This window comes from Kitasatospora sp. NPDC051164 (assembly GCF_044455625.1).
GTDB lineage: Bacteria > Actinomycetota > Actinomycetes > Streptomycetales > Streptomycetaceae > Kitasatospora.
The window spans coordinates 299,384-320,594 of the sequence record NZ_JBITFB010000002.1 but is presented as its reverse complement, the minus strand read 5'-3'; the positions used below and the strand labels follow the sequence as shown (position 1 = coordinate 320,594).

Below are 21,211 nucleotides of genomic sequence, written 5' to 3'. Positions count from 1 at the left end.
GAATTCCTGGAGCGGGTGACGTTCGACGGAGGCAGACGGTTAGACTCCAGGAATCAAGTCTTTCCGGAGTTCCCGGGTCGCCCGGGAACTTCAGTCAGCAGCCGCTGCAACCCCAGGGAGCGCTGTGTCTCGCCGCCTGTTCACCTCGGAGTCCGTCACCGAGGGACACCCCGACAAGATCGCTGACCAGATCAGCGACACCATCCTTGACGCTCTCCTGCGCGAGGACCCGACTTCCCGGGTCGCCGTGGAGACGCTCATCACCACCGGCCAGGTGCACGTGGCCGGCGAGGTGACCACCAAGGCGTACGCGCCGATCGCCCAGCTCGTCCGGGACAAGATCCTGGAGATCGGCTACGACAGCTCCAAGAAGGGCTTCGACGGCGCCTCCTGCGGCGTCTCGGTGTCCATCGGTGCCCAGTCGCCCGACATCGCGCAGGGTGTCGACACCGCGTACGAAGCTCGGGTCGAGGGTGACGAGGACGACCTGGACAAGCAGGGCGCCGGCGACCAGGGCCTGATGTTCGGCTACGCGTCCGACGAGACGCCCGAGCTCATGCCGCTGCCGATCACCCTGGCCCACCGCCTCTCGCGCCGGCTGACCGATGTCCGCAAGAACGGGACCATCCCGTACCTGCGTCCCGACGGCAAGACCCAGGTCACCATCGAGTACGACGGCGACAAGGCCGTCCGCCTCGACACCGTGGTCGTCTCCACCCAGCACGCCAGCGACATCGACCTGGAGTCGCTGCTCACCCCGGACATCCGCGAGTTCGTGGTCGAGCCGGAGCTGAAGGCGCTGGCCGAGCAGGGCATCAAGCTGACCACCGAGGGCTACCGCCTGCTGGTCAACCCGACCGGACGCTTCGAGATCGGCGGCCCGATGGGCGACGCCGGCCTCACCGGTCGCAAGATCATCATCGACACCTACGGCGGCATGGCCCGCCACGGTGGCGGCGCCTTCTCCGGCAAGGACCCGTCCAAGGTGGACCGCTCGGCCGCGTACGCGATGCGCTGGGTGGCGAAGAACATCGTCGCCGCCGGCCTCGCCCGCCGCGCCGAGGTGCAGGTCGCGTACGCGATCGGCAAGGCCGAGCCGGTCGGCCTCTTCGTGGAGACCTTCGGCACCGAGGCCGTGCCGGTCCTCAGCATCCAGAAGGCTGTCTCCGAGGTCTTCGACCTGCGTCCGGCCGCGATCATCCGCGACCTGGACCTGCTGCGCCCGATCTACTCCCAGACCGCCGCGTACGGCCACTTCGGCCGTGAGCTGCCGGACTTCACCTGGGAGCGCACCGACCGGGTGGACGCCCTGAAGGCCGCCGTCCAGGACTGACGTCCGTAGCGCTCGAAGCGGCGCCCGCCCCCGACGGGGGACGGGCGCCGCTTTCGTGCCCGCTGCCGGTGTGTGCGCGTTGCCGAGGTGTGCGCAGTGTCGGTGTGACCTGGTAGTACTTGGTGGCGATGAGCAGCACAGGGGAGAACGGGGCCGCCGAGCCGGAGCAGCTGGCGTTCATCCGGGAGACGGTCAAGCGGGCCAAGCCGCGCAGCTGGCGCGGGGCCAAGCGGGCCGAGCACCTGCCGGTGGCCCGGGTCGTGGTGGACAAGGGCGTGCTCACCATCGACAAGTTCTTCGACTACGAGGTGCCTGCCGCCATGGCCGAGGAGGCCCAGCCGGGCGTCCGGGTGCGGGTTCGGTTCGGGGCACGCGTGGTCAAGGGGCAGCGCGAGGGCGGGGAACTGCACGATGGGTTCATCGTCGCCCGCCTGGAGAAGAGCGACTTCCCCGGGCCGCTCGCCCCGCTCGCCCAGGTGCTGTCGCCCGAGCCCGTGCTCACCCCGCAGCTGCTCCGGCTGTGCCGGACCGTCGCCGACCGGTACGCCGGGACGCTCGCCGACGTGCTGCAGCTGGCCGTCCCGCCCCGGCACGCCAAGGCCGAGGCCGAGCCCTCGCCGCCGCCGCTGCCGCGCCCGGCGGCCCCGGCCCCCGGCAGCTGGCAGCGCTACCCGGCCGGGCCCGACCTCCTCGCCGCGCTGGCCGGCGGCGGCGCGCCGCGCGCGGTGTGGGCGGCCCTGCCTGGACCCGGCTGGCCGTACGAGATCGCGCGGGCGGTGGCGGCGACGCTGGCCGGCGGGCGCGGTGCGCTGGTCGTGCTGCCGGACGGGCGCTCGGTGGCCCGGGTCGACCAGGCGCTGACCGAACTGCTCGGCCCCGGGATGCACGTGGCCCTGGAAGCCGACCTCGGCCCGCGCGAGCGCTACACGCGCTGGCTCGCGGTGAGCCGCGGCTCGGTACACGCCGTCATCGGGACCCGCGCCACCATGTTCGCGCCGGTGCGCGACCTCGGGCTGGTCGTCGTCTGGTCGGACGGGGACGGCAGCCACAGCGACCCGCGCGCCCCGCACCCGCACGTCCGGGAGGTGGCGCTGCTGCGCGCCGCCGAGGAGGGCGCGGCGGTGCTGCTCGGCGGGCACGCGGTCACCGTCGAGGGCGCGCAGCTGGTGAGCACCGGCTGGGCGCGCCCGCTCGTCGCCGACCGGGAGACGGTGCGGCAGGTCGCGCCGAGGGTGCGCACCGTCACCGACCAGGACCAGCACCGCGACGCGGCCGCGCAGGCCGCCCGGCTGCCCTCGGTGGCCTGGGAAGCTGCCCGGGAGGCGCTGGCGGCCGGACACCCGGTGCTCATCCAGGTGCCCCGGCGCGGCTACGTGCCCCGGCTGGCCTGCGGGCGCTGCCGGACCCCGGCGCGGTGCCGGCGGTGCGAAGGGCCGTTGGAGGCGCCCTCGGCGGACGCCCCGCTGTGCTGTGGATGGTGCGGTGTGGCGGAGAACGACTGGCACTGCCCCGAGTGCGGGTCGTTCCGGCTCCGGGCCCAGGTGATCGGCGCCCGGCGGACCGCGGAGGAACTGGGCAAGGCCTTCCCGCGGATCCCGGTGCGCACCTCCGGGCGGGACTCGGTGCTGGTCACCGTGCCGGACGAGCCCTCACTGGTGATCTCCACACCGGGCGCGGAGCCCGTGGTGGAGGGCGGCGGCGGGTACGGGGCGGCGCTGCTGCTGGACGGGTGGGCCCTGCTGAGCCGGCCCGACCTGCGCGCGGGGGAGGAGACCCTGCGGCTCTGGCTGGCGGCCGCCGCGCTGGTGCGCTCCTCGACGGAGGGCGGCACGGTCGTCGTGGTCGCCGAGCCGTCGGCCCGTCCGGTGCAGGCACTGGTGCGCTGGGACCCGCTCGGCCACGCCGGGCTGGAGCGGGACGAACGGGCGCAGCTGCACTTCCCGCCGGTGTCGCGGATGGCCTCGATCAGCGGGACCCCGGCGGCGGTCGCCGACCTGCTCGGGCTGATCAGGCTGCCGGAGGGGGCCGACGTGCTCGGGCCGGTACCGGTGCCCGCACTGCGGGGGGAGGAGCAGGAGCGCGCGCTGCTGCGGGTGTCGCCCGGGCAGGGGTCGGCGCTGGCCGCAGCGCTCAAGGCGGCGCAGATCGCGCGGATCGCGCTGCGGACGGCGGAGCCGGTGCGGGTGCGGGTGGATCCGACGGACATCGGCTGAGGGGCTGCTGGGGGCGGGGTGAGTGGGCCACCCCGCCCCGGGGTGGCCGGGCGTTCGGGTGGTGGTGCGGTCAGCCGCGCAGGGGGATGCCGGTGCGGTCGACGGGGGTGCTGCGGTCGATCGGGCTGCGGTCGGGCTGGGGACGGTCGAGGGTGCTGCGGTCGAGGGCGGTGCGGTCGAGGGTGCTGCGGTCGAGGGGGGTGCGGTCCAGGGCGGCGCGTTCCAGGCTGCTGCGGTCCAGGCCGCCCTGGCGGGCCGCCGGGACGGTCGCGGCCAGGCCGCCGGTGGAGGCGGCGGGCAGGTCCTCGGAGCGGTCCGGGCGGCCGGGGCCCGGGACGGCGCCGCTGGCGGCGAGCAGCTCGCTGGTCGGGCGGCGCATGCCGTAGCGGCGGTGCACGGCCTGCTTGGTGACCCCGAGGGCGGAGCCCACCGAGTCCCAGGAGAAGCCCAGCGCCCGGTCGAACTCAACCGCCGCCGCCACCAGGGTCTCCACGCTCTCCCGCAGCTCCTGGGCCAGGCGCACGGTCGGTGCCGGCGCCCGCCCGTACACCACGAAGCCGGCCGAGGTGCTGGGGCGGCGCGGTCGGTAGACGTTGCCCAGCTGGGCGGTGAGCGTCCGCAGCGCGTCGACCTGGCGCCTCACCCGCTCGATGTCCCGCACCAGCAGGTGAAGGCTCGCCCGCGCCCGGGCGTCGTGGTTGATCTGCTCGGCCATGGCTTACGTGCCACCTTCCGTACGGTTCGGCTCGGCCGGGGCGCGGTGTCCCGTGCGCCCGGCCCCGGTCAATCTCTCTTGACCAACGCCGAAGCGGGGGCCGGGGTAACGCCGTCGGCGGAGTCGGGATATGCCAGGACGGTTCCGGCGGCTCCGAGGGCATGGGGGACGGCGCAGGCGCGTTGCATAGACTTGGCGGCAACAGCCGTTGACCGCAGTCCCTTCCCGACTTCCGACACCCCGACGGACAGGAGCCCGTACCCCGTGTCGATCCAGCCGATCCGTCTCCTCGGAGACCCCGTCCTGCGGGCCACCGCCAAGCCGGTGACCGTGTTCGACAAGGAACTGCGCAACCTGGTCGGCGACCTCACCGAAACCATGCTGAACGCCCCCGGCGCCGGTCTTGCCGCGCCCCAACTCGGCGTCTCCCTGCGGGTGTTCACGTACCACGTGGACGGTGTCACCGGGCACCTGATCAACCCGGACCTGTCGCTGAGCGAGGACGAGCAGGAGGGTCCAGAGGGCTGCCTCTCGCTGCCCGGCCTGCGCTACGACACCAAGCGCGCGTACGGCGTGGTCGCCAGGGGCTTCAACATGTACGGCGACCCGGTGACGGTGGAGGGCACCCAACTGCTCGCCCGGTGCATCCAGCACGAGACCGACCACCTGGACGGCATCATCTTCATCGACCGACTCGACCGCGAGCAGCGCAAGGCCGCGCTGAAGGCGATCCGGGAGGCGGACTGGGGCAGCGGGCCGGCGCCGGTCGTCAAGGTCTCGCCGCACAGCACCTTCGGCGCGGCGCGCTGAGCCACCCCGGGGTCCTGAGCCATCCTGGGATCCTCAGCCACCCGGGCGATCTGAACCACCCTGGCGTCCCGAACTCCCTTTTGCAGAAAGGCACTTGATGCGTCTCGTCTTCGCCGGCACCCCCGAGGTCGCCGTTCCCGCCCTGGACGCCCTGCTCGCCTCCGGCCGGCACGAGGTCGTCGCGGTGGTCACCCGCCCCGACGCCCCCGCCGGGCGCGGGCGCAAGCTGGTCGCCAGCCCCGTCGCCCAGCGCGCCGAGGAGGCCGGGATCGAGGTCCTCAAGCCGGCGAAGCCCAGCGACCCGGAGTTCGTCGCCCGGCTCACCGAACTCGCCCCCGACTGCTGCCCGGTGGTCGCCTACGGCGCGTTGCTGCGCCCCGGCACCCTGGAGATCCCCAAGCACGGCTGGGTCAACCTGCACTTCTCGCTGCTGCCTGCCTGGCGCGGCGCGGCCCCGGTCCAGCACGCGGTGCTGGCCGGCGACGAGGTCACCGGCGCGTCCACCTTCCTGATCGAGCAGGGCCTGGACTCCGGCCCGGTCTACGGCGTGATCACCGAGGAGATCCGCCCGGCCGACACCAGCGGCGAACTGCTCACCCGGCTCTCGCACTCCGGCGCGCGACTGCTCGCGGCCACCATGGACGGCATCGAGGACGGCTCCCTGCACGCCGTGCCGCAGCCGGGCGAAGGCATCACGCTCGCGCCGAAGATCAGCGTCGAGGACGCGCGGATCGACTGGAACCACCCCGCGCTGCGCGTCGACCGCGTGGTGCGCGGCTGCGCGCCGGCGCCGGGAGCGTGGACCGAGTTCCGCGGCGAGCGGCTGAAGGTCACCGGACCGGTGAAGCTGCTGCCGGAGTCGGCCGAACTGGCGCCCGGTCAGGTGGCGGTGGTCGGCAAGAACAGCGTGCGGGTCGGGACCGGCAGTCACGACGTCGAGCTGGGAGAGGTCCGTCCGCAGGGCAAGAAGGAGATGCGGGCGGCGGACTGGGCCCGCGGCGCCCGGCTGGAGGCGGGGGAGCGGTTCGGCCTCCCGTCCGGCGGCTCCGAGAGCTGACGGGCTCCGGGGGGCTGACGGGCTCCGAGGGCTGATGGGCTCGGAGGGCCGAGCGTTCGGGGGGCCCGGGAGCGGGTCGGCTCGCCGCGCGAGCCGCTGCGGGTGGGCCTAGCTTGGTCCGAGTGGGGGATCCCTCACCAGGAAGGCTGATCCCATGGCCCGACTCACCTGGACGAGCCCGCGCACCTGGACCGCCGTGGCCGGTGCACTGCTGGTGACCGCGGCCTACGGACTCGCGACCGCTCCTCCGGTCGGCGCCGTGACCACCACGGTGGTCCAAGGCGACCAGGCCGCCGCCGGCTCGCAGTCCCACGCGACCTGCCCTCAGGGCACCCATCTGATCGGTGGCGGCTTCGACCTGGGGAGCGTCCCGATCGACCCCGCCACGAACACGCCCCTACCGGTGCTCGTGACGCTCAACGCCCCCTCGGCCAGCGATGCCGACACCTGGCTGGCCGAGGCGACCGGAGCCGGCGGGGCGACGGCGTTCGCGCTCTGCGAGAGCGCGTGACGAGCCGTCCGGGAAGGGGCCCGGCGCCCGGAGCCGGTCTGGTTCCGGGCACCGGGCCCTGGCGTTCGCACCTGGCGTTCGGTCGGGCCCTCCCAGGAGGGATATCGTTGGCGTGATAACCACCGCAGCACTTTGAGGCACTTGTGACCACCCCCAGCGCCAAGCGCGCCCCCCGCCCCCACCGTCGCCCGAAGAAGGACCCGGCCCGGATCGTCGCGTTCCGCGCGCTGCGCGCCGTCGACGAGCGCGACGCGTACGCCAACCTGATCCTGCCCTCCCTGCTCCGCGAAGCCGAGCAGAAGGGCATGGACCGGCGCGACGCCGCCCTGGCCACCGAACTCGTCTACGGCACCCTGCGTCTGCAGGGCACCTACGACGCGGTCATCGCCGCCTGCATCGACCGGCCGCTCAGCAAGGTCGACCCGCCGGTGCTGGACGTGCTCTCGCTCGGCGCCCACCAGCTGCTCACCACCCGGATCCCCAGCCATGCGGCCGTCTCGGCGACCGTCGAGCTCGCCCGGGTGGTGCTCGGCGACGGCAAGGCGAAGTTCGTCAACGCCGTGCTGCGCCGGATCAGTGCCCACGACCTGGACACCTGGATCGAGAAGGTCGCCCCGCCGTACGACAAGGACGCCGAGGACCACCTGGCGGTCGTCCACTCGCACCCGCGCTGGGTGGTCTCCGCGCTCTGGGACTCGCTCGGCCGCTGGCAGCCGGACGCCTCCGGGCGCGGCGCGATCGAAGAGCTCCTGCGGGCCGACAACGAGCGGCCCGAGGTCACCCTGGTCGCCCGCCCCGGCCGGGCCACCGTCGGCGAGCTGGCCGAGGCCCTGCCCGAAGCCGAGCCGGGGCGCTGGTCGCCCTTCGCGCTGCGGCTCGCCGAGGGCGGCGACCCCGGCTCGGTCGAGGCGGTGCAGGACAACCGGGCGGGCGTCCAGGACGAGGGCAGCCAGCTGGTCGCGCTCGCCCTCGCCGCCGCCCCGCTCGAAGGCCCCGACCGGATCTGGCTGGACGGCTGCGCGGGCCCCGGCGGCAAGGCCGCGCTGCTCGGCGCACTGGCCGCCGAACGCGGGGCGGCGCTGGTCGCGAGCGAGAAGCAGCCGCACCGGGCCCGGCTGGTGGCGCGGGCACTGCAGGGCAACCCCGGTCCGTACACGGTGATCGCGGCGGACGGGACCCGTCCGGCCTGGCAGGCGGACAGCTTCGACCGGGTGCTGGTCGACGTGCCGTGCTCCGGGCTCGGTGCGCTGCGGCGCCGCCCGGAGGCGCGCTGGCGGCGCCGGCCCGCCGATGTGGCCGCGTTCAGGCCGCTTCAGCGGGACCTGCTGCGCTCGGCGATCGATGCCACCCGGATCGGCGGCGTGGTCGGCTACGCGACCTGCTCGCCGCACCTGGCGGAGACCCGGGCGGTCGTCGACGACGTGCTGCGGACCGAAGGCGGCCGGGTCGAGTGGATCGACGCGCGCCCGCTGCTGCCCGGCGTCCCGGCACTCGGGGACGGGCCGGACGTGCAGCTCTGGCCGCACCTGCACGGGACGGACGCGATGTACCTGGCGCTGCTGCGCCGGACGGCCTGAGCGAGGGCTCGGACAGGCGGATCGGACGGACGGCTCGGGCGGGAGCTCGGGCGGACGGGCTGATCGTGGCGGCCGCTCGTGCCTCGTCGAGAGTGGCCGCTTGCATCTCCCGTAACGGGAGGCGGCAGGGTGGTGGCCATGAACGGCGACGCGACGTACACCATCGGTGAGCTGGCCCGGCGCACGGGGCTGACGGTCAAGACCGTCCGCTTCTACTCGGACCAGGGGATCGTGTCGCCGGCCGACCGCAACCCGGCCGGCCACCGGCGGTACGGCGGCGACGCCGTCGCGCGCCTGGAACTGGTCCGTACCCTGCGGGAACTCGGACTCGGACTGCCCGCGATCCGGGCGGTGCTGGAACGCGAACTCGCCCTGCCCGCCGTCGCGGCGGCGCACGCCGAGGCGCTCGACGTCCAGATCCGGGTGCTGCGACTGCGGCAGGCGGTGCTGGGCGCGGTGGCCAGGCGCGGGTCGACACCTGAGGAGTTGACGATCGTGCACCGGTTGGCCCGGCTGTCGGAGGACGAACGGGAGCGCCTGATCGGGGAGTTCCTGACGGAGGTGTTCGGCGGGCCCGGGGCCGCCGGCCGGGTTGCCGTCGGTGACCGGTTCGCAGCCGGTGACCGGTTTGCCGCTGTGGCGCGCTCGTTGACACCGGAGCTGCCGGCCGACCCGTCGGCCGAACAGGTAGAGGCCTGGGTGGAGTTGGCGCAGCTGGCGGGGGACGACGGGTTCCGGGAACTGCTGCGCAGGCTCGCGGATCAGGAGGCGGTGGAGGCCGGCGTCGGCCCGCCTCGGCCCGGACTGGCGGGGGCGGTACGGGAGTTGGCCGGCTCGGCGGTCGCGGCGGGGGTGGATCCCGGCTCGGCGGAGGCGGCCGGGGTCGTGGCGGAGCTGCTGGAGCGGTACGCGGGGATGCTGCCGGGCGACGCCGAGGCGGTGCGAGGCCGGCTGGGGGAGAGGCTGGCGGCGATGGCGGATCCGCGGCGGGAGCGGTACCTGAAGCTGTTGGCGGTGGTCAACGGGTGGGCAGCGCCGGAGAGTTGGGCGTTTGAGGTGGACTGGATGCGGCGCGCCGTGGCCTGAAGCGGTAGGGGTGGCGCGGGCGCGGTGGCTACGGCTGGCGGTGCGCGGGGCCGGGGAACCCGGTGAGGAAGGCGTGGGCCTGGGCGCGGAGGTCATCGACCGGCGGGTCCTCGCATATCACTTCCATGCCGAGCGCGGTCGTCTGGTCCCAGTGGAAGTAGGACTGGAAGGCGAGGTACGGGCGGTGGTCGTCGCTGGGGTCGAGCCCGACGGCGAAGGTCGCGAAGCAGGTGTGTTCCCGCCCCGTCCGTGCGACCTCGGTCCGGGAGAGCTCCCATTCGAACTCGTAGGGCTCCGGTTCGGCGGGCAGGTCCAGCAGGGCCTGGGCGAGCCGGCGGACCTCGTCCGGGTTCGCGAAGGGGAGCGACTCGGACCCGAAGGGGCCGGCGGCGAACAGCTCCCACTCGCGGCCGTTGTGGCTGACGGTCAGTGCCCACTGGCCGTCCTGGTCACGCCAGTGGCAGTGGAGGGTCAGGTCCATGATGGTCAACCTCCCTGTGGTTCTCGGCTGTTCGGCATTCCTCATCGTGGCACACCGGGTGGCGGAGGGAAGTCGGGTGTGAGCCGTTCTCGGCCCCGTTGCCAGGTGGGGGTGGGCGCGCGGGGTCTTCCGGCCGAGGGGCGGGCGCCGGGTCGGTAAATCAGTCGGTGGTGGGGGCCGGGTGCCAGGGGCGGTCGGGGCGGGTTCGGACCGGGGCGGAGGTGAGGCGCAGCCCGTACACCTCGCGGTCGGTGGCCTCGTACGGGACCGGGCCGAGGTAGTCGTGGCCGGTCAGGTGACACCAGGCGGGCAGGTCGAGCGGGGCGGCGGGGTCGGTGGTGTGGATGTGGACCACCGCGCCGGCCGGGAGGTGCGCGATCCGGGCGCGCAGGCGGAGCAGCAGCTGGACGCAGAGCAGACCGGTGCCGTCGATGGTGAGGTCGGGGGTGGTGACGGGGGTCTGGGTCATGGCGCTGCCCTTCGCGGGGTGGTCGTGCGGTGGTGCTGGTTCAGCCTAGGGCGCGGGTCGGGCGCTGGGTCCGGCGGGGCGTGGGTGCCGGGGGAACGTGGGTGCCGGGCGTCGGAGGTGCCGGGCGTCGGGGGTGGTGGTGCTCAGCCGAGTCGGCCGGGGGCGGTGCCGCCGAGGCGGGTGAGCAGGGTGGACAGGCGGCCGAGGTCCTCGGCGCTCCACTGCCCGGCCGCGAAGTGGTCGGCGGCGACCCGGCGGGCGGTGTGCAGCATGTCGGCGAGCCGCTCGCGACCGGTCGGGGTGAGGGCGGCGTACGCGACCCGGGCGTCGCGGGCCGTGGCCTCACGGGTGACCAGGCCGATCCGTTCCAGCGGAGCGAGGCCGCGGGTCACGCCGGAGGCGGTGAGGCCGAGGGCCTCGGCGAGGTCGACCCGGCGCATCCTGCCGTCGGGGGCCTGGGCGAGGTGGAGCAGCAGGGTGAAGTCGGACAGGCTCACGCCGTGCAGGCCGCTGAGGCTCGCGTCGAACCGTTTGACCACAGCCGTCTGGGTGCGGACCAGCCGTAGGGCGATGTCCAACGTGTCGGGGCTCGGGTTCGGGCCGGTCTGTCCCGTCGTCGGCTCGGTCGTCGGCTCTGTCATTGCCACCTCCTTGACTACTCAAGTATATCCCTACGGGAAGCCGTCAAGGAGGTGGCACAGGGGGAGGGGGTCGGTCAGCGCGCGGTGTTCGCGGCGCGGCGCTGTCGCTTGCCGAGGGGCGCCTGGGAGAGGTCCTCGGACTGGGAACGGAGGTTCTTGAAGCCGTAGCCGCGCTCGGCCAGCCGGCTCTGCGCCGTCTGCTCGGCCCGCTCGGTGGCCGCCAGGATGTCCTCCTCGGCCTCGCCCGCGTCGAGGAAGCGGAAGGTGAAGGCGGCCCGCGCGGAGAGGTCGTAGCTGAGGTGGCCCTCGCGGGTGAAGGCCGCGTGCAGCACGTCGTGCTCGGGCGCGGCGGCGAGGAGTTCGGCGCGCTGCTCGTCGGTGAGGCCGTCGAAGACGCCGCGCACCATGATGCGGAAGGTTCGGGTAGTCATTCCCCGACCTTAGGCAGGAGGGGCCACCGACCGCCAACGCGATTCCGGACGCGTCGGCGGTCGGCGGCCCTCGCCGCGGACGGGGCGTCAGCCGTCGACGCCCAGGTCGGTCGATGAGGACCAGTCGTGGGGACAAGGTGCCGCGCTGACGGGGGAGTTCGGGCGTGCTACATCCGTGCCGGGAGTCGGGTGCGGACGGCGCCGGTGGCGAGCGCCGCGGGTTCGGCGTTCAGGGTGGCGAGGGTGAAGGCGGTGGTGAGTGCGCTGATGTCGCGGGTCTCGCGGAGGAGGTAGTGGTTGCCGCCGGGGATCTCGTAGCGGGCGAGGTCCGGGACGACCTGCCGGGCGCGCAGCGCGTACTCCAGGGACTGGGTGGCGTTGGCCGCGCTGTGGTCGCCGGTGCCGTGGACGATCAGTACCCGCCGGCCGGCGAGTTGGTCGACTGGGTCGCCGCTGGGCAGCCAGGGGGCGATCCCGGCGACGCCGACGACGGAGGGGTGTCCGGCGCACCGGAAGGCGGCGCGGCCGCCGAGCGAGTTGCCGATCAGGACGACCGGCGCGCCCTCGTACCGTCGGGCGAGTTCGTCGAGCGCCCAGCGGGTGTCGACGGCGGTGTCGGCGGCGTCGCCGTTCCAGCCGCTGTAGCGGTAGCGCAGCAGGTGGACGGCGAGGCCGTGCGGGCGGCCGCGGTCGGTGAGTTCGGTGGCGAGTTCCCGTAGACCCAGCTCGGCGACCTTCAGTGGCCCGAGTCGGCTTCGGATGAATCCGCCGGGCAGCAGCAGGGCGACGCCGTTGACCGGCCCGTTCCCCTGTCGCGGGGTCAGTTCTGGGGTGCGCGGGTGGTGCGCTCGGAACACGCGAGATCCTTCCTGATGTGTACAGGTGGATTCTACGGTTCCGGTGGCGGGTCGCGGTGCGTGAGCAGGGGCCACAGCACCCAGCCGGTGATCCGGGTGCGCACGACCATGACCTTGGCCCAGTGGGCGCCGAGCGGTGAGGTCCAGCTGTCCACGATCTCCACGACGTCGCCGGAGCGGGCGAGTCCGATGACGGTGTCGCCGCCGACGTGGTCGACCCGGACATTGGCGGCGTTCGCCGAGACCTCCCACCAGCCCGCCCCGACCTCGGGCGGCCGTTCGCCGCCGGGTGTGACCGCCGCCGGGACGAGCAGGATCGCGAGGGAGATCACCGCCGCTGTTGCTCGCCCGATCACGCCCACGGGAGCCGCGGCGCGGCGTTGTGCGCGGGTGGTGGCGAAGACGTGAAGAGCCGGGGGGATGCTTCGGGGTCGACCCTTCTCCGGCAGCAACTGGCTTGTGGATAGCGGCGGTTGGCGCGGCGGGTGGATCGTCGGGCCGACGCTGGGGGGCGCTCCGGCGCCGCTCGGCTCCGGGTCCGCCGGTGTGCGTCGGCCGGGGGTGGCGGGCTTCGATGCGGTCGGGTCGGGTCGGGTCGGGTCGGGTCTGGTCGGTGGCGTGGCAGGTGGAGTTGCGCATCGGTGACTCCCCTCGGCGGTGGAGCGTGACAGTGCGGCCGAGGGGCGAGGAAGGAGTGGCAAGTCGGTTGGGGTGAAAGGGTGGTAACACTGTTTCCGATGGGTTACGTTGTTGCTCATGAGTACGCCCTACCAGGACGCGCAGCGGGCCGGCCAGGACGCCGTACGCGCCGTGATCCTCGACCGCGCCATCGCCCTCCTCGTCGCCGAAGGCCCCGCCGCGCTGACCGTGCGCCGGATCGCCGCCGAGATCGGCTCCTCGACCAAGGTGCTGTACACGATGTTCGGCGGGAAGGAGGGGCTGCTCGACGCGCTGTATCGCGAGGGCTTCGCACGGCTGCGCCGCGCGCAGGAGCAAGTCCCGCGCGGGGACGACCCGTTGGCGTACCTGGCCGCACTCGGCCGGGCCTACCGGGAGCGTGCGATCGCCGAACCCGCCTACTACCGGGTGATGTTCGAGCAGCCGGTGACCGAATTCCGGCCCAGTGACGAGGCCTTGGCCATGGCCGAGGGCGCGTTCGACGCCTCCGCGGTCGCCGTGGACGCGTGCATGGCGGCCGGGGTCTTCCGGCCCGGGGACGCCCACGAGGTCTCCAAGATCTTCTGGGCGGCCACGCACGGCGCGGTGAGCCTGGAGCTCGCCGGCCACTTCGCCCCGGCCGAGGCCGGGCCGCGCTACGAGGCGCTGATGGCTGCGCTGGGGCGGGCGTTCGGTGCCGGCGATCCGCCGGCCGATGATCCGACGATCCACTGACCGGCGATCCGGCGATCCGCTGACCGGCGATGCGCTGGCGGCGATCCGCTGACCGGTGATCCGCTGACCGACGAGAGGACGACACGATGAGCCGCACGCCCGTGAACCGCTACCTGTCAGGGAACTTCGCACCCGTGACCGAGGAGGTCACCGCCTACGACCTGCCCGTGACCGGGCGGATCCCGGATCACCTCGACGGCCGATACCTGCGCAACGGCCCCAATCCGCTGGGCATCGAGGACCCCGCCGCGCACCAGTGGACTCTGGGCGCGGGTATGGTGCACGGCGTCCGGATCCGGGACCGGCGCGCCGAGTGGTACCGCAACCGCTGGGTCCGCTCGGGATCCGTCGCCGACCTGCTCGGCGAACCGAGGCGCGGCACACCCGTCGACGAGCGGCTGGACATCTCCCCGAACGTGCAGGTCGCGGGCCTCGCCGGACGTACCTTCGCGCTCACCGAGGGCGGCATCCGCCCGTACGAACTCACCTACGAGCTGGACACGGTGGGCCCCTGCGGCCTGGGTGTGACACCGGAGGGGTACAGCGCCAACGCCCACTCGGTGTTCGACCCGCACACCGGCGAACTGCACTCGCTCGCCTTCCGCTACGGCTCGGACCAGGTGCAGCACATCGTGATGGACGCGGCCGGTGCCGTCCGGCGCGCCACCACGATCCCGGTGCCCGGGAACCCGTACATGCACGATTTCGCGCTCACCGAGCGGTTCGTGGTGCTGTACGACACTCCGGTGGTGTTCAGCGCGGCGCACCTGGCGACCGGCGTCCCGTTCACCTGGGACGAGCGGCGCGCGGCCCGGGTCGGCGTGCTGCCGCGCGAGGGCGGCGAGGTGCGGTGGTTCGAACTCGCGCCGCACCTGGTGGGGCACACGCTCAACGCGTACGAGCGGACGGCGGATTCGCTGGTGGTCGACGTCGTCCGGCATCCGCCGGGCATCGACCTGCGGAACCTCGGTGCGAGTCGGCCCACGCTCGACCGCTGGACGGTCGACCTGGCGGCGGGGACGGTGAAGGAGGAGCGGCTGGACGACCGGGTCCAGGAGTTCCCGCGCCTCAACTCCCGCTACACCGGGCGTCCTTACCGCTACGGCTACGCGGCCGCCGTCGAGCTCTACGCGCCGCCGGCCGGGCCTGCGGACGACCGTCCGGACGAGGGCTTCAGCAACGCCCTGCTCAAGCACGATCTGCGCCGGGGAACGGTCGAGGCCCACGAGTTCGGGCGCGACGGCGCGGTGGGGGAGGGGGTGTTCGTCGCCGCCGAGTCGCCGACCGGGGAGGACGACGGGTATGTGATGGCGTACGTCTTCGACCCGGCGCGGGGTGCGACGGACCTGGTGATCCTCGCCGCCCAGGACTTCACCGGCGAGCCCGTCGCCCGGGTGCACCTGCCGGTGCGAGTGCCGCTGGGGCTGCACGGGAACTGGGTGCCGGGCGGCGAACCGGGTGCGCCGGAGGAAGGGTGAGGTGACGTCCGGGCGGGGGTGAGGTGACGTCGGGTCGAGAATGGCGGGCCAAGATTGGCCCGCCCTGGCCGGGGTTTTCCCTGCTCTTTGTTTCCGGATCATGACGGGCTCTGCGACGATCCGATGATCGTCGCCCTGTCGTGGTGGGCGGCGCGTCTCAGGGGCGTCGCAGGGGAGAGACCGGCATGGCCGTTGGGCCCGAGGACAGCGTGGTCCGGGCGGGGTGGGGTGCCAGGTTCGCCTGGGGCAGGGAGACCTGGATGGTGGTCTCCGGCGGGGTGCTGGGGGCCATGTTCGCGAGCATGGGGCTGGCGGTGCTGTTCGGGCCGGGGAACGGGTTCGGCGGCGACAGCCTCGCGTACATGGGCATCATCAGCATCATCGGGCTGATGCCGTGCGGTGCGGGCTTCGTCTGGGCGCTGATCCACCCCCGGTACGGGCTGCCGTCCGCCGCCCTCGGGGCGCTGCTGGGCCTCGGGATCTTCGTCTGCTTCGCCGGGGACGGCCTCAACGACTCCTGGGCGGCGCCGCTCGACCGGCCGTCCACCACCCGCGCGGTGGGCAGCTGGACGACCGGGGACCTGGTGGTGCGGGTCCGGCCCGACCAGGTGGTCGCGTACCGCAGCGCCACGGGTGCCGTCGTGTGGCGCTGGACGCCGCCGGGGGAGGACTCGGTGTGCGCGATGAGCCGCGGGATCGGCCAGGGCGGTATCGGGCAGAGCGGTGCCGGGCAGAGCGCCGTCGGCCCGGGCGGCGTCGGGCTGATCGGCCACTCGCCGCACGACAAGCCGTGCGCGGCGGTGACCGCGCTCGACCTGGCCGACGGCAAGGAGGGCTGGACCACCGCCGTGGACGCGCCCGCCCGGGACGGGGACTCGGCGACACCGGACGTGGTCGCCGTCTCCGGGCAGCAGGCCGTCCTGCAGGAGAAGGGCGGCTGGCGGGCGGTGCGGCTGACCGACGGCGGGGCGGTGTGGCGCACCACGGCCGACGCCGGTTGCACTCCGCTGCAGGTCGCGGGTGGGACGGCGGACGTGGTGACCGTGGCGCAGTGCGGCGCGGCGGCGCCCGTCCTGCGGTCGCTGGCGGCCCCGGACGGGCGGGAGCAGTCGCGGATCGCGCTGCCGGCGTCGGGCGGGCTGAAGAACCTCGCGGTGGTGTCGGTCGAGCCGCTCGCGGTGTGGGTCGACGCCCAGGGCGAGCGCGGGACGCACGCGGTGCTCAGCTACGACCGGGCCGGGCGGCAGCGGGCGTCGATCCCGGTCTCGGGGGACGAGTACGACCTGGACGTGATGCTCGGCGGGCTGCACGCCTTCGACGAATTCGACGCCCGGCCCCTGTTCGGCGGGGTGGTCGTCGGGGACCTGTTCATCGTGCCGGGCGAGAAGCCCGGCGACGTCAGCATCAGCGGCGGCAAGCACCCGAGCCGCAGCGCGACGGGCCGGCTGGTGGCCTACTCGCTCGCCGACGGCGGGCAGCGCTGGACGGCGGCGCTGGACGACCAGGTCACCGGCCTGGCGGTGGACGGGACGTCGGTCTGGGCGATGACGCGCGACCGGGTCGCCCGGGTGGACACCGCGACGGGACGGCAGAGCGCCGAACTGGACGTGAACGGCACGGCGTCGCTGTACCCGGTCGACCTGTCGGTGTCGGGACCCGAGCGGTTCACGGTGGTGGCGGAGGACGGGACGCGGGACGAGCCGCCGGTACGCGGGATGAACTGAGGACGGGACTCGGGACCGGCCGACAGGCGTGGTTCCGGCCACCGAGTGCCGTTCCGGGTTACCGGGTGCGGTTCTGGCTACCGAGTCGCGCCGGTTACCGGGAGTCGCGCCGGTTACCGGAGTCGTCCCGGAACTGCGGGTAGCCCAGGATGAAGACCTTCTCCGCCGGGTTCCGGACGTAGGGGATCACCTTGCCGGTGTCCTCGAAGCCGAGTCGCCGGTAGAAGGCCAGCGCGCGGCCGTTGCTCTCGTTGACGCCGAGGGTCAGCCACCGTGCGTCGGTGTGGTCCCGGGCGTGGCGGACGGTCGCGTTCACGAGGTCGGCGGCGGGGCCGGCGGCGCCACGGTGGGCCGGGGCGACGTAGACGGAGCGGACGCACATGGTGTCGGGGACGTCGGGGACGGGTTCGACCCCGGCGATGCCCACCCAGTTCCCGTCTTCGTCACGGACCGTGAAGGTGGCGCGTTCCCCGGTGGTGGCCTCGGCGGCGGCCTGGTGCTGCCAGTAGCCGTCGGGCTGGGCGGCGGTGTCGGCGTAGGACAGGTTGAAGGCGTCGGGGGAGTCCCGCAGCGCCTCCAGGGTGATCTCGCGGAGTTCCCGCCAGTCATCGGCGGTGATCCGGCGTACGACGTAGTGCATGCGCCGAGCCTGGCACGGGGGTGGGGCGGCCGGGATCACGCGTGAGGATGATCTTCGTCCGGGGACCTCCCCGGCGCGGGGGAGCTCCGCCGCGACCGGCGGATCTGAGCCTTCCAGGCGGTTGTGTCAGGCTGGTGGGGGAGCACCGCCGAGATCGGGAGGCTCGTGATGGCCGAGACCAGGGTGAACGGAGTGGCGCTGCACTACGAGGCCCACGGTGAGGGCCCCGGCGTCGTCCTGGTGCACGGCTCGTGGAGCGACGGGGACTCCTGGGCGCGGGTGGTGCCCGGCCTGGCGGAGTCCGCCACCGTCGTCTCCTACGACCGCCGGGGGCACAGCCGCAGCGAGGACCCGCTCACCCAGGGTTCGGTGTACGAGGACGCGGCCGACCTGGCCGGGCTGATCCAGGGGCTCGGCCTCGCTCCGGCCTTCGTCTACGGCGACTCCTACGGCGCGCTGGTCACCCTCCGGCTCGCCGCCGCCCGTCCCGACCTGCTCCGGGGAATCGCCGTGCACGAGCCGCCCGGCACCGGCATCCTGCTCGCCGACCCGGACCTGCGCCCGATCGGCACCGCCTTCGCCGACCGGATCGCCGCCGTCCGGGAGCTGTTGGAGCAGGCCGAATCGGCCGCGGCCGCCGAACTCTACGTGGACAGCCTCGCCTTCGGGCCGGGCGCGTGGGAGCAACTGCCCGCGCCGATCCGGCACACGTACATCCGCAACGCGCCCACCTACCTGGACGAGCTGCGCGACCCGGACGCGCTCGACCTCGACCTCACCGGGCTGGCCCGGTACCCCGAACCGGCGCTGCTCACGCAGAGCGACGACAGCGCGCCGATGTTCGGCGAGGTGCTGGACCTGATCGACCTCGCCCTGCCGAAGGCGGAGCGCCACCTGTACACCGGCGCCGGCCACGCCCCGCACCTGTCGCAGCCGGAGGAGTGGGTGCGGGTGGTTCTCCCGCGCGCGCTGGCCTGAAACGCGGCGGGGGCTGAGTCCGGCGGGGGCTGAAACGCGGCGGGGGCTGAGTCCGGCGGGGGCTGAAACGCGGCGGGCTACCGGGTTGCCAGCATCTCCTCCCCGCGCGGCGTCCGCCGGTACAGCACCTCCCGCCCGCTGCGCACCCGGCTGACCAGGCCGGAGCGGTGCAGCACGCCCAGGTGGTACGAGACGGTGCCTGCGCTCAGGAAGTGCCGGGCGGCAAGGTCGGCGGTGGTGATCGGGTCGACCAGCGCGGCCAGCAGGTCCGCCCGGGTCGGTCCGAGCAGCTGCGCCAGCGCCGGTGTGGGGGTGTGCGGGACGGTCGGCGGCTTGCCGACCGGGTACATCAGTGTCGGCACCCGGTGGCAGCCGTCCACCGGGTCCAGCATGACGTGGATCCTCCGGCTCACCAGGGTCGGCATCAGCAGGACCATCCGGGCCGGCAGGGCCACGTCGAAGCGGCTCTCCAGCCGGATCAGCCCGTCGGCCCAGGAGAGCTGCGGCGAGAGGGAGTTGAACAGGGAGCCGGTGCCGTACCGGGCCAGGTGGCGGCCACGTTGGTCGACCTCGGCGTCCAGGACGGCCCGGGCGTCCGGCCAGTACGGCGCGAGGGCCGACTCCCAGTACCGGCCCAGCTCGTCGGCGACCCGCTCGGCGAAGTAGCGCGGGCCGCGCTCCAGTGAGCGCAGCACCGCATCAGGGACCTGACGGCCCGCCAGATTGGCGGCCGGCAGCCCGTGCCGGACGGTCTCCAGCTCCGCCCGCACCCGTTCCGGGTCGGTGCGGCGGACGGCCTCCAGCTGCTCCGCCACCATCGGGTCCGGCCCGGAGGGGTGCGGGGAGAGGAAGTCGGGGATGTAGCCGCCGTCCTGTTCCAGGGCCAGCCCCGACAGCAGCTCCAGCTTCTCCCGGCGCAGCACCCGGCGGGTGCGGCCCACCCAGGCGTACGGCCCGGTGCGGGAGTTGAGCGAGGAGGCCATCAGGGTGTTGACCGCCTCGTGCAGTGGCGAGACCACGAAACGGGTGCGGGCGAGCCCGGTCGAGTCGATCGTGAGCCGGATCAGTGTCCTTCCCCCCCTGTCGAACTGTCGAGCTGTCGAGTCGCCGGACTGTCGAAACTGTCGGGCCGTCGGACTGTCGAGTCGTCGGACACGGCCGGATTTGCCGGCCTTCCGGCAGGCGACGATTCGACACTGGTCGAATCCTGGCATGAATGCTCGCGTTCGAAGTCGCCCGGGCCCAAGCTGACTCCGTGACCGCGTCAGCACGGACGCGGCGCGACCGGAAGGACGAACATGACGAGCACGCGCGGCCGCATCGCCGCCCTGCTGGGCGCCGTCGCGGTGGTCGCCGGCACCACCGTGGCCACTCCTGCCGTCGCGGCGCCGGACGCACCGGCCCGGCACGGCGGAGGGATCACCGGGCAGGCGCCCTGCCAGGGCGCGTCCGAATTCACCTGCGGGACCATCACCGTGCCGCTCGACCACAGCGGCGCCGTCCCCGGCACCCTCCAGCTCGACGTGGCGATGACCGGGAACGCCGACGCCCCCAAGGGTGACCTGCTGTTCCTCACCGGCGGCCCCGGCCAGCCCGGCGTGCCGCTGATCCAACGGATCGCGAGCAAGATCGAGCCCGTCCTCAAGGACTACCGCCTGGTCATGTTCGACCAGCGCGGCACCGGTGAGCGGGCCCTGCAGTGCCCCGGGCTGCAGGAGGACATGGGCTCCTCCGACCTCGCCCCGCCCCACAAGCAGTCCGTCACCGACTGCGCGGCCACGCTCGGCCCGAGCGCGCGCTTCTACAGCACCGCGGACACCGTCGCCGACATGGACCTGCTGCGCCGGGCCCTCGGCGACCACCGCCTCACCATCGACGGCGTCTCCTACGGCACCTTCGTCGCCGAGCGGTACGCCCTCGCCCAGCCGGCGCACGTGGCCCGGCTGGTGCTCGACTCGGTGGTCCCGCAACAGGGCTACGACCCGCTCGACCTGATCGCGCTGCCGGCCACCGCCCGGGTGCTGCGGGCCGCCTGCCAGGCCACCAGCTGCACCACCGACCCGGCCGCCGACCTCGCCGAGACCGTCCGACGGTACGGCAACGGGGCGCAGATCCTGGACGCCCTCACCAGCTACGAGTTCGTCGACCCGAACTACGGCGGCGTGCCGGGGTCCCTGCACGAGGCCGCCGCCGGGCAGCCGGCGAAGCTCCAGGCCTTCATCGACGCCGTCCACCAGGGCGACGCCGCCCCCGCCGAATGGCTCAGCCAGGGCCTGCACGCCGCCACCCTGTGCGCGGACGGGCGGTATCCGTGGGGCACCTCGGACACTCCGGTCGAGGGCCGGGCGGCGGCGCTGGAGCGCACCCGGCAGCAGCTGACCACCCAGCAGACCTGGCCGTACGACGCGGCGACCGCGACCGGGCTCGGCAGCCTGCTGGTCTGCCTCGACTGGCCGCGCGAGCAGGTGCCGCCGACGCCGCCGGCCCACCGCAAGCTGCCCAACGTGCCGGTGCTGCTGCTCGGCGGCGACCGTGACCTGTCCACGCCGTACGAATGGCTCTACCAGCAGGCCGCGTCGGCGCACGACCCGCAGATCGTGATCGTCCCCGGGGCGGCGCACTCGGTGCAGACCCGGGCGGCGAACCCGGCCGGGCGGCAGGCGGTGTACGACTTCCTGCTGAAGTAGCAGGGGAGTTCGGGGGAGTCAGGGGGGCTCGGGGGGCTCGGGGAAGACCGGCGGCGGGGCGGTGCACCACGGGGGGGGGAACGGCCCGCCCCCGGGGGGGGGGCCCGGCCCGGGCCCCCCCCCGGGGGGCC

General features: G+C 73.9%; 21 protein-coding genes. 12 read left to right on the top strand and 9 right to left on the bottom strand.

What is annotated here, in order from left to right; genetic code table 11:
• The first annotated feature begins 124 nt into the window (after positions 1 to 124).
• Both metK and ACIBEC_RS03975 read left to right on the top strand, forming a co-directional pair.
• A complete protein-coding gene (metK, locus tag ACIBEC_RS03980) occupies positions 125 to 1,333 on the top strand; it encodes a methionine adenosyltransferase (RefSeq protein WP_360507516.1) in 1,209 nt (402 codons plus the stop codon).
• Positions 1,334 to 1,461: 128 nt separating this feature from the next.
• Complete coding sequence (locus tag ACIBEC_RS03975) at positions 1,462 to 3,546, top strand: primosomal protein N' (RefSeq protein WP_360507513.1); 2,085 nt, start codon at positions 1,462 to 1,464, stop codon at positions 3,544 to 3,546.
• A gap of 70 nt (positions 3,547 to 3,616) precedes the next feature.
• Here ACIBEC_RS03975 and ACIBEC_RS03970 read toward each other — a convergent pair whose 3' ends face one another.
• The gene (locus ACIBEC_RS03970; protein WP_360507510.1) at positions 3,617 to 4,261 is read right to left on the bottom strand and encodes a hypothetical protein; all 645 of its coding nucleotides are present in this window, start codon (positions 4,259 to 4,261) and stop codon (positions 3,617 to 3,619) included.
• 264 nt (positions 4,262 to 4,525) lie between these two features.
• On the opposite strand from ACIBEC_RS03970, the gene def reads away from it, so the two are divergent.
• The 5 genes from def to ACIBEC_RS03945 all read left to right on the top strand — a co-directional run bounded on the left by def (position 4,526) and on the right by ACIBEC_RS03945 (position 9,302).
• On the top strand, positions 4,526 to 5,071 hold the full coding sequence (def, locus tag ACIBEC_RS03965) for a peptide deformylase (protein WP_360507507.1): 546 nt from the start codon (positions 4,526 to 4,528) through the stop codon (positions 5,069 to 5,071).
• A gap of 97 nt (positions 5,072 to 5,168) precedes the next feature.
• A complete protein-coding gene (fmt, locus tag ACIBEC_RS03960) occupies positions 5,169 to 6,128 on the top strand; it encodes a methionyl-tRNA formyltransferase (RefSeq protein WP_360507504.1) in 960 nt (319 codons plus the stop codon).
• A 154-nt stretch (positions 6,129 to 6,282) separates the two neighbouring features.
• The gene (locus ACIBEC_RS03955; protein ID WP_360507502.1) at positions 6,283 to 6,639 is read left to right on the top strand and encodes a hypothetical protein; all 357 of its coding nucleotides are present in this window, start codon (positions 6,283 to 6,285) and stop codon (positions 6,637 to 6,639) included.
• Between the two features lie 143 nt (positions 6,640 to 6,782).
• Positions 6,783 to 8,216, top strand: a complete 1,434-nt coding sequence (locus ACIBEC_RS03950) for a transcription antitermination factor NusB (RefSeq protein ID WP_360507500.1) — start codon at positions 6,783 to 6,785, stop codon at positions 8,214 to 8,216.
• 138 nt (positions 8,217 to 8,354) lie between these two features.
• Positions 8,355 to 9,302, top strand: coding sequence for a MerR family transcriptional regulator (locus ACIBEC_RS03945; protein ID WP_360507497.1), 948 nt, complete (start codon positions 8,355 to 8,357; stop codon positions 9,300 to 9,302).
• Between the two features lie 28 nt (positions 9,303 to 9,330).
• On the opposite strand, the gene ACIBEC_RS03940 is transcribed toward ACIBEC_RS03945, so the two are convergent.
• The 6 genes from ACIBEC_RS03940 to ACIBEC_RS03915 all read right to left on the bottom strand — a co-directional run bounded on the left by ACIBEC_RS03940 (position 9,331) and on the right by ACIBEC_RS03915 (position 12,513).
• A complete protein-coding gene (locus ACIBEC_RS03940; protein ID WP_360507494.1) occupies positions 9,331 to 9,783 on the bottom strand; it encodes a hypothetical protein in 453 nt (150 codons plus the stop codon).
• A gap of 160 nt (positions 9,784 to 9,943) precedes the next feature.
• Positions 9,944 to 10,252 carry a sulfurtransferase TusA family protein gene (locus tag ACIBEC_RS03935; RefSeq protein WP_360507492.1) on the bottom strand — a complete coding sequence of 103 codons (309 nt, stop codon included), beginning with the start codon at positions 10,250 to 10,252 and terminating at the stop codon, positions 9,944 to 9,946.
• A gap of 143 nt (positions 10,253 to 10,395) precedes the next feature.
• A complete protein-coding gene (locus ACIBEC_RS03930) occupies positions 10,396 to 10,893 on the bottom strand; it encodes a MarR family winged helix-turn-helix transcriptional regulator (RefSeq protein WP_360507490.1) in 498 nt (165 codons plus the stop codon).
• Positions 10,894 to 10,967: 74 nt separating this feature from the next.
• Positions 10,968 to 11,324: a DUF6204 family protein gene (locus tag ACIBEC_RS03925; RefSeq protein ID WP_360507487.1), complete on the bottom strand. Its 357-nt coding sequence runs from the start codon at positions 11,322 to 11,324 to the stop codon at positions 10,968 to 10,970.
• A 167-nt stretch (positions 11,325 to 11,491) separates the two neighbouring features.
• On the bottom strand, positions 11,492 to 12,181 hold the full coding sequence (locus tag ACIBEC_RS03920) for an alpha/beta hydrolase (RefSeq protein WP_360507484.1): 690 nt from the start codon (positions 12,179 to 12,181) through the stop codon (positions 11,492 to 11,494).
• 32 nt (positions 12,182 to 12,213) lie between these two features.
• Entirely contained in the window at positions 12,214 to 12,513 is a 300-nt protein-coding gene (locus ACIBEC_RS03915; protein WP_360507481.1) for a hypothetical protein, read from the bottom strand.
• Positions 12,514 to 12,937: 424 nt separating this feature from the next.
• Here ACIBEC_RS03915 and ACIBEC_RS03910 point away from each other — a divergent pair, with 424 nt between their 5' ends.
• The 3 genes from ACIBEC_RS03910 to ACIBEC_RS03900 all read left to right on the top strand — a co-directional run bounded on the left by ACIBEC_RS03910 (position 12,938) and on the right by ACIBEC_RS03900 (position 16,775).
• Positions 12,938 to 13,573: a TetR/AcrR family transcriptional regulator gene (locus ACIBEC_RS03910; protein WP_360507478.1), complete on the top strand. Its 636-nt coding sequence runs from the start codon at positions 12,938 to 12,940 to the stop codon at positions 13,571 to 13,573.
• An 86-nt stretch (positions 13,574 to 13,659) separates the two neighbouring features.
• On the top strand, positions 13,660 to 15,051 hold the full coding sequence (locus tag ACIBEC_RS03905; protein ID WP_360507476.1) for a carotenoid oxygenase family protein: 1,392 nt from the start codon (positions 13,660 to 13,662) through the stop codon (positions 15,049 to 15,051).
• A 185-nt stretch (positions 15,052 to 15,236) separates the two neighbouring features.
• A complete protein-coding gene (locus tag ACIBEC_RS03900; RefSeq protein ID WP_360507473.1) occupies positions 15,237 to 16,775 on the top strand; it encodes a PQQ-binding-like beta-propeller repeat protein in 1,539 nt (512 codons plus the stop codon).
• Between the two features lie 94 nt (positions 16,776 to 16,869).
• On the opposite strand, the gene ACIBEC_RS03895 is transcribed toward ACIBEC_RS03900, so the two are convergent.
• A complete protein-coding gene (locus ACIBEC_RS03895; protein ID WP_360507470.1) occupies positions 16,870 to 17,415 on the bottom strand; it encodes a GNAT family N-acetyltransferase in 546 nt (181 codons plus the stop codon).
• Between the two features lie 168 nt (positions 17,416 to 17,583).
• Here ACIBEC_RS03895 and ACIBEC_RS03890 point away from each other — a divergent pair, with 168 nt between their 5' ends.
• Positions 17,584 to 18,393: an alpha/beta hydrolase gene (locus tag ACIBEC_RS03890; protein WP_360507467.1), complete on the top strand. Its 810-nt coding sequence runs from the start codon at positions 17,584 to 17,586 to the stop codon at positions 18,391 to 18,393.
• Positions 18,394 to 18,470: 77 nt separating this feature from the next.
• Here ACIBEC_RS03890 and ACIBEC_RS03885 read toward each other — a convergent pair whose 3' ends face one another.
• Positions 18,471 to 19,412 (bottom strand): winged helix-turn-helix domain-containing protein, encoded by a 942-nt coding sequence (locus tag ACIBEC_RS03885; RefSeq protein WP_360507464.1) that lies wholly within the window; start codon positions 19,410 to 19,412, stop codon positions 18,471 to 18,473.
• 279 nt (positions 19,413 to 19,691) lie between these two features.
• Here ACIBEC_RS03885 and ACIBEC_RS03880 point away from each other — a divergent pair, with 279 nt between their 5' ends.
• Entirely contained in the window at positions 19,692 to 21,080 is a 1,389-nt protein-coding gene (locus ACIBEC_RS03880; protein WP_360507461.1) for an alpha/beta fold hydrolase, read from the top strand.
• The last annotated feature ends 131 nt before the right edge of the window (positions 21,081 to 21,211 follow it).